Raw genomic sequence first — 12,773 nt, 5'->3', positions numbered from 1 at the left:
GTGCGTGCTCTTAGAGCTAAATTAAGATTTATTGTGACAAGAAAAAGGGCTACTATCATTAGTAATGTTAAATTATGAAATCCTCATTTTTATTTGGTAAGCTTTCCTTGATCTTCTCATCGATATCATATAAGACTGTACATAATTGTCTACTACGCATCTTTAAAGCTTCTATAGCTGAAAATGGATGAGATCTATTAACACTGTGAGTAGCATCTACTATAATTGCTTTGGATTTTATAATCTCTTTGCTTATAGCTAAACGAACTGTTTCTCCTATAAGTAGTTTTAATAAATCAGTATCCGATAACCTTAGTTTTCTAAACTTAGTAAGATACTAGCATTGATTACATCTTCTTCAGGAGCCATCCCTAAAAAGTATTTTAATGACATATCAAATCGAGAACGTTCTACAACAGCAACATCCGAAATATCATAGTTTTTTTTAGTTGATACTTAAAAAGTTTTATAGGAGACTCAGCTGTACGACCATTGTCTAAGCAATACTTAGTAATAAGCTCATCATGTGCAAAAGAGAAATCTACTAAAACATTAATCTTGCGTAAGATCTTATCTTTTGGAACGATAAGATCATATAAACCTGAGTAAGAACTCAAGAATAAAAGTTACCAAGTTTACACTGTTGAGAAGCTAACAGTTGGTAAAACAATTACTAGTTTAAAAAATAAAGATAAATAGAAAGAGGTAAACTATAAAAGCAATTCGCTATATAGTTTACCTCTTATTGAGACCTTATTTTACCGAAAAGGAACTTTTTCAGTGCCCTCTTTTGTGGGTTGTCCCTTTTTTTCATAAGTCTATCAAAAAGATTGTTGAAAATACCCAAGGATAAATGCGAAAAAAAGGAGATAAAATAAGAAATTGATCCTTATACGGGGAAATTCAGGGAGTGAAAAAACACCAATCAGGTCAGATAAGGGGATAATATTGCCTTGTACGCTCTCTTTTCATGATTTATGAATACAGAATTAAACTGTATTTTGATTGAGTTATAAGTACAGTTAAAATATTAAAAAAGTTAAATATGATTGATAATTCATAGAAAGAGCTGTTCTATAGTAGCTAGCAAAATTAATTTTTTATTTTTGAAAATGTAAACTAGTTATAACATTAAAAAAGAAGGATTATTTTTATGAGGCAGTTAGATCAGACCCCAATTGAGAGGATGATATCACCCGTACAACGATTTATTAAACAAGAAAAGTCAGGTGGTATGGTATTAGGATTAAGTGTAATTATAGCGCTTATATTAGCCAATACCTCTTTAAAAGAATATTATCATCATATTTTAGCGTATAAATTTGGTTTTCAATGGGCTGGAAATAGTTTTTTCGAATATAGTTTACATCATTGGATTAACGATGGATTGATGGCTATTTTCTTTTTTGTGGTAGGCTTAGAGCTGAAAAGAGAAATTGTAGGAGGAGAGTTATCGAATCCAAGAAAGGCAATGTTACCTATTGGAGCAGCATTAGGAGGAATGGTTGTTCCTGCAGCTATTTACTTTGTTTTAAACCCAAGTGGAGAGATGTCTAATGGTTGGGGAATTCCTATGGCAACGGATATTGCATTTGCTTTAGGGGTACTTTATTTGTTGGGAAGTAGAATTCCGCTAACACTAAAAGTATTTTTAACGGCTTTAGCGATTGTTGATGATCTAGGAGCTGTACTTGTTATTGCATTCTTTTATACTTCTGAGATTTCAACTTTACATTTAGTACTAGGTGCTTCTATATTGGTTATCATGTATTTAGGTAATAAATTGGGCGTTAGATCTATACTTTTTTATGCTATTTTAGGCATAGGGGGCGTATGGACAGCGTTTTTACTATCTGGTGTTCACGCTACTATTGCAGCGGTATTAGCCGCTTTTACAATTCCGGCTAATGTTAGAATTAGTGAACAAGTATTTAGTGAAAAAATAGAGGGACTTTTAGGTAAATTCAAAGCAATCGATCCCGATAATACCAAACCGACCTTAACGAATGAGCAGTTGCATATTTTGGAAGAAATAGAAAAGAGCAGTGCTTCTGCGACACCACCTTTACAGCGATTAGAGCATATGATGCATCCTATGGTTACTTTTTTAATCATTCCTATTTTCGCTTTAGCCAATGCTGGTGTGTCTTTAGCTATTGATTTTGACCTTTTGTTTAGTACAAACGTAGCCCTTGGAGTAGCCCTTGGCTTATTGGTTGGAAAGGTAGTTGGAGTAGTGGGGTTTACAGTTGTTTTAGTCAAATTAAAAGTAGCTCCTTTTCCTGAAGGGATGAATATTAAAAATCTTTTTGGATTAAGTCTTCTTGCAGCGATTGGTTTTACCATGTCTTTATTTGTAACTTCATTAGCCTTTACAAGTGAGGAATATATGACTCAAGCCAAGATTGGTATTTTTGTTGCTTCTATAATTGGGGGAGTGATAGGCTACTGCGTTTTGAGCAAAGCAAGTAAAACGATAGCAGATGACAACTAGGTTTTTTGATTACATCAACCTTCATAAAGGAGAAGAGAAAGGGGAGAAAGTTCTAGAAAATATTAGAGCTAATATTACTTTTAAAGGAGCTAATTTATGGATTTTAGCTTGCGCCATTATTATTGCATCAGTAGGGCTAAATGTAAATTCAACAGCTGTAATTATTGGAGCGATGTTAATATCGCCTTTGATGGGACCAATTGTAGGGGCAGGATTTGCCTTGGGAACGTATAATTTTTTATTGCTTAAAATCGCAATAAAAAACTTAGTCATCGCTACCATTGTTAGTTTGTTAGTCTCTGCTATTTATTTCTATATCAGTCCTTTTAAGGATGTTCAGTCTGAATTGTTAGCTCGTACTTCTCCGACAATTTACGATGTTTTGATTGCGTTTTTTGGAGGTCTTGTAGGGGTTATTTCTATTACAAGAGTTGAGAAAGGAAATCCTATACCAGGAGTTGCTATCGCTACTGCCTTAATGCCTCCGTTATGTACAGCCGGCTATGGCTTAGCTACATTTAATATTAGTTACTTTTTCGGAGCTTTTTATTTGTATACTATTAACTGCTTTTTTATTTGCATTGCTACTTTTTTAGTGATTAAGTATTTAAAATACCCAATAGCATCTACTTTAGATACTCAGAAAGAAAGACGCATACGCTATGGCATAAGTTTGTTGATTGTAGTGATGATTATACCTAGTTTCTACTTGGCTTATACTTTGTTTCAAGAAAAGAAATTTACCAAAACGGTTGAGGCGTTTATTGATTCTGAGTTTATTGATCGAGGGTATACTGTGATTTATAAGAGAATTAATTACAACACTACACCTAAAAAAGTAGAGCTAGCGTTTTTAGATAAAAAATTAACGGAAGATAATGTCTTACTGTACAATAGGTTATTAAAAGAAAGAGGTCTAGACAATGTAGCGCTTACATTTAAACAAGATGAAAAGGATATTAAATCAGAAATTTTAAATGAACTCAGTAAACAAGATCGATCGTTTGCAGAGAAAGATATCATCATTAATGACTTAAAAAAAGAATTAGCTAAATATAAAGTGAATGAGCCTAATCTAATCAATGAAATTACTATACTTTTTCCCAGCTTAACAGAAGTATCAATAGGAAAAGTAGAACGATATAGCAATACTGATAGTATTAGACTGGATTGGTTGATTCTTTATAATCAAAAAGAAGAAGAAGTTCCAATAGATGGTAAACTGCTCAATGATTGGTTAAAAACACGCTTAAAAGCGGATAGTATACTACTTGTTCAGGGCAATAAACCCCTAATAGGCCAGGTGAATCGTCCAATAAAATAGAAGAGGTTAACCGTATAAAAAATAATCCCATGTGAAAGATTAACTTTACATGGGATTGTTTTTTTTATCGAAGTTTATGATTTGTATTACTACTTACAAACATTTCGTTTTTGTTTTCTGAGATAATTTCAATAAAGCGCTCATAGTGTTTTAGCACATCTGAAATAAGTTCATTTTTAGTGAAAATATGAACATCATACCCTTGACGTTGATCACCAAAGTAAGACATGGGATAAAATGTTTTATTGGAATCTACATCGGGTAAGTTATCTTCAGCTAATAGGTAGTCTGCAACAATTTTAGATTCTGTTTTCACTCCATAAATGAAGTTGTTGATAAGATCGTGTTTAATTTCTATTTCCAGTTTATAAGGATGATCATACCTGTTAATTTTGGCATCGATATTATTTTTTGCAAATTCTGCTTCGAGATCTTCAAACGCTTTTTTTACTGTGGTGTCAATAAATTCATGTACGGTTTGTTTATCATCAAATGAAACAATTTGTTTTAGTCTTTCTTTCCACGTGTCTCCAGACCAAGTAATTGTTGTACTAGAAAAATCAGTGTCATAATATTTTTGGTCAATGGTTAAAGCTTTAATTAAGCTGATAATAAACAAAAGCATAATTATTGAAAATGGAAGAGCCGTAATAAGTGTCATGCTTTGTAAAGCAGCGAGTCCTCCTGCATTTAAAAGCAACAACGATAGGGTAGCTAATAAGATACCCCAGCCAATGGTTTGCCATTTGGGTGATATTTTAGCATTTTTTGTAGCAATACTATTCATAACATACATCCCAGAATCAGCCGATGTGACAAAAAATATAATAATAATTAAAATGGTTAGAAAACTAGTAATTTGGCTTAGCGGTAAATAATCTAAGAATTTAAACATCAAAACATCAGGATTACTAGCAATAGCGCTTAAAGCTCCATTTGCGATGTGCATATCAAACCAAATGGCGCTATTTCCAAATACCGACATCCAAATAAAGTTAAATAAGGTGGGTAAGAGTAATACAGCTGCGATATATTCTTTTATGGTTCTCCCTTTTGAAATTTTGGCTATAAAGAGTCCTACATAAGGAGACCAAGAGATCCACCATGCCCAATATAAAATAGTCCAATCATAAAACCAGGGTTGGGTTTTTTCATCGAAAGCGTGTGTGTTAAATGTTAGATTGAAAAAATTGGTAATATAATGTCCTATTCCTTCTGTAAAGCTTCCAATCAAATAGACAGTTGGTCCTAAGATTAATACGAAAAGCAATAAAATCACAACGGCAATAATATTAATACTGCTTAGTAGTTTTACCCCTTTGTCTAAACCGCTTACAGCAGAAATAATGGACAAAGATACCAAGACAGCTACAATGAGTATTTGATAGATGAAATTATTTTCTGGAACGATTCCCAATTGCTGAAGACCAGAGTTTATTTGAACAACTCCAAAACCCAACGTAGTGGTAATACCAAAAAAAGTACTGCAAAGCGCAAAAACATCAATTGTATTTCCCCATTTTCCCTTTATCCTATCTTTTAACAAGGGATAGAAGCAACTTCTAAGGGATAGTGGAAGTTTATATCGGTAAGCAAAATAAGACAGTGCTAATCCCACTATGGCATAGATAGCCCAAGCGTGAATTCCCCAGTGAAAGAAGGTATACATTTGAGCATCTCTAGCGCGTTGTACGACCGTATGCTCACTAAAGGCCTCATTTGAAAAATGTTGGATGGGTTCTGCTACACTAAAATACATTAGACCGATTCCCATTCCTGCTGCAAATAGCATTGAAATCCAAGAGAAAAAAGAGTATTCAGGTTTGCTATTATTACTTCCGAGTTTAATCGTACCGTATTTACTAAACATCAAGTAAATGAGAAAGAGTATAAATGCTGTTACAGACCAAACGTATACCCCATTCAGATTGATAAAAATGAAATTTTTAATACTATTTAGCAGTTGGTTGGTTTGGCTCGGTAATACAGCAGCTAGCAGACTTATTCCAACAATGAATAATAAGCTAGGCAGAATAACTCCTTTGCTTAAGGTTGTTCTTATTTTTGGGAAAAAAGACATATTTCTTTGTTTTAGGTGTTATTTATTTTGTAAAAATAGCTAAAATGATAGCTTATATCAAGCTTTTTAAAATAGAAAAGAAAGGTAAGGTTCAGTTTTTGAAAAGAAGATGTCGTTTGGTATAAAATCTACTTGTGTTCCCTAGCACAAAAGATTGGTGCGCTTGCTTTATTCTACTCATTTTCCTAGGTATTAAAAAATAATATAGGCGTATTAATAGCACGAACAGTTTAGAAGTAGAAGTTAAACAACAGTCATTGGACTAGTACAATGTAATTGGTTCGGTTATACATCCTTTGCTGATGATGGTTAATTATCTTTTTTTGATTCTTTTTTGTTAGTTCATATGACTCTTATGTTTTTTTGTATTGTATTGGTAGTTAATAGGTTGTGATTTGTTTAAAGTGGTTGTTCTTGCGGGTTTCTCAATTTGAATAGAAAAAAAAGAATAAATCATGTTTACCTTTTTTAATTTTTGCTATTAACTAGGAGAAGAATAGTTCAACTGTTGTGATCCATAGTCTCAGTGTGTTGATATTTCTCAAGAAAAACGTAAAACTTAAAATGATCAATAAACATGATGAAACGCGTAAAAAAGAAAGCTACCCCTTTTTATACTATAGGGCTTTTAGCTTTAGGTCTTTTAGTAGTAGGTTGTAGTGTGGAAGAGCAAGCGACTGATGCTAAAGAGGCTAATCCGATAGAGGTAGAGCCTCCAATTGTATTGGACTGTAATTATTTTAGTAAAAATCCCGATGCTGTTTTAAGAGATAATCCAAATGCTCCAGTTGATTATGTGGTGACTTGTCATTTGAATATTGAAAATAATGTCTCTATTGAACCTGGTGTTGTAATCGCTTTTGAAACAGATACAGGGTTTTGGATAACCAGAGAGGGCTCTTTGCAAGCAATAGGAACAACAGATAAGCCAATTACGTTTACAGGTGTAGATAAAAAAAGAGGGTCTTGGGGAGGGATTTTCTTCGCTACCAATGATCCTAAAAATGAGATGACTCATACCATTATAGAATATGCTGGTGGAAAAGCTATTTCTAAAGCAACAAATGAAGTAGGTGGGATAGTAATAGGAGCACAATCGAGTTTACGGTTCACCAATAACCTAGTACAGCATTGTAAAGGATGGGGGGTAAGTCTTTATTATACAACGAATGAAGCTCAAACAATCATTGAAACAAATACATTTAAAGAAAATGAGAAGCCTTTGCAATTAACTATGGCTTATTTAGGGTTGTTAAAAGGAGATAATAGGTTTATCGATAATAGTTCGAATAAAGTAGAGGTTTCAAGTCAATTAGCCATTTCAGGTACACAGACAATGAGTAAACTATCTGTTCCGTATTTAGTTCGTGGCCTTTTTAATTTTGAGGTTGGTAAAGAAGGTAATTTAACAATAGAAAAAGGTACAGTTATCGAGATGGCTGCAGATAAGCGAATTGTGGTTAAGGGAAGCTTAAAAGCTGTTGGAACGGCGGATGAAAAAATTATAATAAGAGGAGAAACGGCAGCAGCAGGAAGTTGGGGTAATATTATTTATCATAATTCTAGCCCAAACAACCAACTTAAACATGTTGAAATCCTACATGCAGGAGGAAATCCTAAAGCATATCATTTGTATAGGGGAGCAGTAGCACTTGATAAAAATAGTAGACTATCACTTGAAGATACGCATTTTGAAGGTATATTTTCTTGTGTTCTCTATCAACAGCAACCTAGTGTATTAACAGGTGGAGAACGCATTACCTATAACAATGTCAATCAAGCAGGATTAGAGGATTGTAAAACGCTATAGCATTAGAATTTAACTTATTAAAATAAAAAAACGAAACATACAAATACGAAATAGAATGAAATATATATATACTTTAATGATTGCTGTATTGCTTTTTAATACGGTACAAGCGCAAGAAGGATTTCGAAAGTTGGGCATCGGTGCGGAGTTAGCCTTGCCTATGGGAACTTTTGGCGATGTCTACGCTACTGGTTTTGGTGCCTCAGCTAAGGTCTTTTATGGATTAAATGCGGATGCTGATCTAACAGCTACACTGGGATATATCCATTTTGGTGTAAAAAGCGATACGTTTGTTAGTGGACATGTAGGCATGATTCCTCTTCAATTTGGCTATCGCCATACATTTGGTGGCTTCTATGCTGAACCTCAGGTGGGGGTTGCTTTTTTGCAATCAAAAGTGAATGTAAAAGGAGTAGCAGGTCTATTTGACGGTGCATCTGGAACGAATTCGGCAACAAAGTTTTCAGTTGGCTTAGGTGGTGGTTATGAATTTGGAGATTGGGATTTAGGGCTACGCTATCAACTTGTTGATCAAACGAATTTCCTTGCTTTGCGTGTAGGGTATAATTTTTCTTTATAAAAAAATGAAGTATGAGAACAATTTTTACTACTAGCTTCGGAAGTCTAATTATTTTACTACTATTTGGGTGGACGATTACCTCCTGCTCAAAGAATGATTTGGCGGATTCAACGTCTCTAGGAGAAGGGAAAACCCAATTGTCTATGAAGGTAAATGGAGAAGATTGGCAGTCTAGTTTGACTACCCTCCTTACAGAGCAACAAGAAAATACACAAGGAGAAATTTATTTTTACCTTTACATTAGTGCACACAGCATTATAGATACCAACAGCGCTACTGAAGAGGATCTTGTTGAAACTATGGGATTATATGTAGCAATTCCAGCGCAGAAGTTTAAAGATCCTAAGGGGGTCTATCCGCTTGTCCTTAAAGAATTCGAAGTAGGGACTGCATGGGGCATTTTTAATTCGGATCGAGCCCTTCGCGCTACGACAACCTATGTTTCAGGTGATGCCAATCATCCGGATAAACAAGTAGGAACTTTAGAAATAACAAGTGCTGAGGTTGGGGAGCAAACCGTTTTTGGCTATCCAACAGGAGTGGAAGGTTATACAAAACTTTCAGGTACGTTCAGTTTTGATGTATATCCGCTTGATGGAATAGGAGCTAAGTTGAATATGACCGAAGGAAAATTTACTATCACTGAAGTATTTGAATTTAATTTATAGTCTCATGGGTACAATAAGAATGAAAAATGGGAGAAATACCTTGTTTCAACAAGGCAGGCGCTTGGTTGGAATAATGGTAGGAATAGCACTTTTTTTAAGCTGTTCAAAGAATGATGATGCAGCTTATGTTGAACTAGAACAAGCGGTATTGCTAACACCAGCAGATCAATTAATGGAGGTGGATTTTGAAGGACTTACCTTTGAATGGCAGGCAATTCGTCTATCGGATGACCGAGAAATATATTATACCTTGTATTTGGATACGATTGATTTACCACAAAGTAGGCCTGTAGAAAACTTAAGAACAACCACCTATCGTTTACAAAATATACTCAGCCCTGATACAACTTACTATTGGTATGTTGTTGCCAAAGACGCTAAAGGAAATACGAGTAATAGTAAAATAGGTGTGTTTAAAACACGTAAACTTACAACCGAAGAGTTTATCCGTGGTAAATGGATGAGAGATAAGGAGTTTAGAGGTGAAGTGGAGGTGTCTTTAACCGCTTGTGAAAGGGAATCGTTTTATCATTTTTTCGCTGATTATACCTTTTTAGGTCAATCCTATGAAGAGGAAGAGGAAGGTTGTGTAGATAGTGAGATACTGGCGAGTACCTATCGACTAGTGGGTAAGGACACTTTATTCATTACTACTAAAGCTGGTGAAGTACCTATGAGAATAACCCAGCTAACGAGTACAACACTCCAGTTATCCATAGGTAATTTGCGGAATGTTTTTAAAAGAACGGAAGAAGGTTCTCACTTGAATACACTAAAAGAAGAATACAAATGAAAAAAGAAAAGAAACAGTTTAGAATCTACCTAGGGCTAATGCTATGCTTTATGGCTATTTTTTGGTCTTGTTCAAAGGACGATGGTATCCATCAAGAGGTTGAAGTTGTAGAAGATAAGCAGTTGAATTTGTTCAGCTCCCTGTCTGAAGTAGAAGAAAATGAGGAAGTAACTTTCAAAGTTTACCTTGAAGATGCCGCAATAGAAGCTGCTATTTACATTGATGATCAACCCATAACAGGTAGTTCATATCTTTTTGAAAAAGAAGGAAACTACAAGGTTGTCGCAAAAAAAGAAGGGTACTTGGATAGTGAGGAACTTTGGATCAAGGTATCGACTAGTTTAACCGATCTTTATATTGTAGGAAATCAGTATGTCGATGGAAAAAACAGAGCGGTCTACTGGAAAAATAAAAAACTACATGTACTCACGGATGGTACAAGACACGCTTTTGCTACGGACATTTTTGTCAATCAAGGAAATGTATATATCGCAGGTTATGAAATGGATAGTTATAACCCCAATGATAATCCTACTGCTTTGTATTGGAAAAATGGCGTTCGTTATGAATTAACAGATGGAAGTCAATACAATATAGCGAGTGGAATATTTGTCGATGGTGAGGATGTATATGTAGCAGGAACGTCATATGACGGTGTGGAAGTTACAACCAAATACTGGAAAAACGGTACAGAGATAAGCTTAAACACTTCGGGTAATTACGGAGGTGCCGTGTCGATTACTGTTGAGCAGGGTGATGTTTATGTAGCTGGAGCTACTCAAAAGAACGATAACGGACCTGAAACAGCTAAGTATTGGAAAAATGGCGTTGCTGTTCATCTATCGGATGGAAAAAAGAGTGCTAATGCTCGTGCCATGTTCCTGGATGCTGGAAGCGTTTATGTGGCCGGACATTTTGATGGTAAGGCAGTCTATTGGAAGGATCACATCCTGCACTATCTTGATGGTGGTGAGTCATCTTCTTATGCGAATGCTGTGGTTATAGATAATGGAATTGCACATTTGGTTGGGCAGGTAAGTAATGGACGTCATTATGTAGCTACCTATTGGAAGAATGGAGTAAAGGAATTCTTGCCTTTAGGAGAAGGTAAACAAGAGTCTAGGGCCAATGATATTGTTTTACATCAAGATACCACGCATATTATAGGATATGAAAACGATGGAAAGGGATCAAACTATGTGGCTAAGTACTGGAAAAATAATCAAGCATTTAATTTGTCTTCGGGAGAATATAGTACTTATGCTAATGCTTTGTTTGTTGTTGAAAAACAGTAAACAGTCTTGGAGCTTATTCTCATTTAACCCTTAATTTTTCTCATAAATGTTACCTCCTTGTAGTTTAATTCAACTGCAGGGAGGTTTTGCGCAGTATGGGGTAGATGGGCGGAGTACATTTGCAAGGCATAATACCAAATCAAACTAATGGATAAGTAAAAAAAGAAAGACTTATGCAAGGAAATCAGAGGAACTTCCCTTTTTTACATCCTTCTTTCTTAGTAAAAGAAGTTATTTAGATTTATTTATTTTAACATAAAAAATACATTTTATTTACTATAAGACGTCTTAAGTTGGTGTAAAAGTCTATGTTTGTTTGAAGGATAGAGGGGGGGGGTGTTCTGAAAGGAGAAATAAATTGGGTCGTGTAAATACTTACAGGAGTAAGGAGCATAGTAATGAGTAGAGAAAAAAGAGTAATCAAGCAAATACAAGCTGGCGAACAAAAAGCAATAGAAGAAGTGTATATGCTGTACAAAAAGGAATTTACGCTATTCGCTGGGCGTTTTGCTATAAGTGAACAAGATACGGCTGATATCTATCAAGACAGTATTATCGCAATGTATGAAAATATCCTTGCGGGAGACCTGAAAGTCTTTAGTAGTTCTATTAAGACGTATTTGTTTGCTATTGGAAAATATAAAATATACAATCGTTTAAACGTAAAAATAGTTACGGAAGATTTTGTTGATTATGAGTTTTTATTAAAACAAGAAAAAGAAGAAGAATGGGCAATAGAAGAAGAACAGCTAGCACAAGTGCTAAGTAGTTATCAATTACTAGGGCATAGGTGTCAAGAAGTACTTACGTTGTTTTATTATGAAAATTTATCTATGGAACAAATCAAACAAAAATTGAATTATGCATCTAGCGATGTAGTAAAAAGTCAAAAATCACGTTGTATCAAGCAACTTAAAGCATTAGTATTTAAAACAAAATGAATATAGGAGATTTAATCGACAAGTTCGTTCAAAACAAAGTAACTGCCGAAGAAAAGGCCTTGTTAAAAAGACAAGTGGAGGAAGATCAAAAGATAAAAGAAGAGGTTGTTTTTCAATTGTCGCTTGCTCAAGCTATCAAGAAAGATCAACGTAATAAGTTAAAAGAACGCTTGAAACAGTTGGATCAACAGAAAAGTATTCACAATAAAAAGGGAGTATGGTTTCGAATTGCAGCTGTTTTAGTTGTCGGATTAGGCATAGCTTACTGGATTAATACCCCAGAAAATTATGATAAAACGTATAAAACATATTTTGAAGTGTATCCTAATGTTGTGGCTCCTACTGTACGCTATACAGAAACTACAGTAAGGAAAATCGATCAAGCATTTAATGCTTATGACAGTCGAGATTATCATGTAGCTACTGAACTGTTTTACTCTCTATGTCAGGAAGATAACACAGAAGTTAGTTGTTTTTACTATGCGATGAGTTTATTGGCAGATAATCAAATTGAGAAAGCCATTGAGGTACTTGAAACAACAAGTTGGCAGAATAAGGGCAATTATGAAGGACAAATAAATTGGTATCTGGCCTTAGCTCATCTTAAGTTACAAAATATAGCGCGCGCACAATATTATTTAACTAAAACTATTGAATTGCAATCAAGTAAAGCGAAAGAAGCTCAAGTATTACTAAAGCAAATAAAAAAATAAAGTAAAAAGTGTAAGGGTAAAACCTACGATTATTAAACCTTTTTTAGAGTAGATTATACTTCACTTCTAGAATTG

The 12,773-nt window shown here is 34.5% G+C and carries 10 protein-coding genes and 1 pseudogene; 9 read left to right on the top strand and 2 right to left on the bottom strand.

What is annotated here, in order from left to right:
* Positions 1-79: 79 nt before the first annotated feature.
* Positions 80-617, bottom strand: a pseudogene (locus FBR08_RS16995) (transposase); the annotation flags it as partial.
* Between the two features lie 536 nt (positions 618-1,153).
* Here FBR08_RS16995 and nhaA point away from each other — a divergent pair.
* Positions 1,154-2,494, top strand: a complete 1,341-nt coding sequence (gene nhaA, locus FBR08_RS16475; RefSeq protein ID WP_158964069.1) for a Na+/H+ antiporter NhaA — start codon at positions 1,154-1,156, stop codon at positions 2,492-2,494.
* Entirely contained in the window at positions 2,484-3,818 is a 1,335-nt protein-coding gene (locus FBR08_RS16470) for a DUF389 domain-containing protein (RefSeq protein WP_158964067.1), read from the top strand. Before nhaA ends, FBR08_RS16470 begins: the two co-directional genes overlap by 11 nt.
* A gap of 64 nt (positions 3,819-3,882) precedes the next feature.
* On the opposite strand, the gene FBR08_RS16465 is transcribed toward FBR08_RS16470, so the two are convergent.
* On the bottom strand, positions 3,883-5,898 hold the full coding sequence (locus FBR08_RS16465) for a BCCT family transporter (RefSeq protein WP_158964065.1): 2,016 nt from the start codon (positions 5,896-5,898) through the stop codon (positions 3,883-3,885).
* 577 nt (positions 5,899-6,475) lie between these two features.
* Between FBR08_RS16465 and FBR08_RS16460 the strand changes: the two genes are divergently transcribed.
* The 7 genes from FBR08_RS16460 to FBR08_RS16430 all read left to right on the top strand — a co-directional run bounded on the left by FBR08_RS16460 (position 6,476) and on the right by FBR08_RS16430 (position 12,698).
* A complete protein-coding gene (locus tag FBR08_RS16460) occupies positions 6,476-7,708 on the top strand; it encodes a hypothetical protein (RefSeq protein ID WP_158964063.1) in 1,233 nt (410 codons plus the stop codon).
* 55 nt (positions 7,709-7,763) lie between these two features.
* Entirely contained in the window at positions 7,764-8,288 is a 525-nt protein-coding gene (locus FBR08_RS16455) for an outer membrane beta-barrel protein (protein ID WP_158964061.1), read from the top strand.
* An 11-nt stretch (positions 8,289-8,299) separates the two neighbouring features.
* Positions 8,300-8,956: a hypothetical protein gene (locus FBR08_RS16450; RefSeq protein ID WP_158964059.1), complete on the top strand. Its 657-nt coding sequence runs from the start codon at positions 8,300-8,302 to the stop codon at positions 8,954-8,956.
* A gap of 4 nt (positions 8,957-8,960) precedes the next feature.
* Entirely contained in the window at positions 8,961-9,749 is a 789-nt protein-coding gene (locus FBR08_RS16445; RefSeq protein ID WP_158964057.1) for a fibronectin type III domain-containing protein, read from the top strand.
* Positions 9,746-11,044 (top strand): hypothetical protein, encoded by a 1,299-nt coding sequence (locus FBR08_RS16440; protein WP_158964055.1) that lies wholly within the window; start codon positions 9,746-9,748, stop codon positions 11,042-11,044. Before FBR08_RS16445 ends, FBR08_RS16440 begins: the two co-directional genes overlap by 4 nt.
* Before the next feature lie 398 nt (positions 11,045-11,442).
* A complete protein-coding gene (locus FBR08_RS16435; protein WP_158964053.1) occupies positions 11,443-11,985 on the top strand; it encodes an RNA polymerase sigma factor in 543 nt (180 codons plus the stop codon).
* Positions 11,982-12,698, top strand: coding sequence for a hypothetical protein (locus FBR08_RS16430; RefSeq protein ID WP_158964051.1), 717 nt, complete (start codon positions 11,982-11,984; stop codon positions 12,696-12,698). Before FBR08_RS16435 ends, FBR08_RS16430 begins: the two co-directional genes overlap by 4 nt.
* Positions 12,699-12,773 lie beyond the last annotated feature (75 nt).

It is taken from the genome of Myroides fluvii (assembly GCF_009792295.1).
GTDB lineage: Bacteria > Bacteroidota > Bacteroidia > Flavobacteriales > Flavobacteriaceae > Flavobacterium > Flavobacterium fluvii_A.
This window is presented reverse-complemented; position numbering and strand designations above follow the sequence as displayed.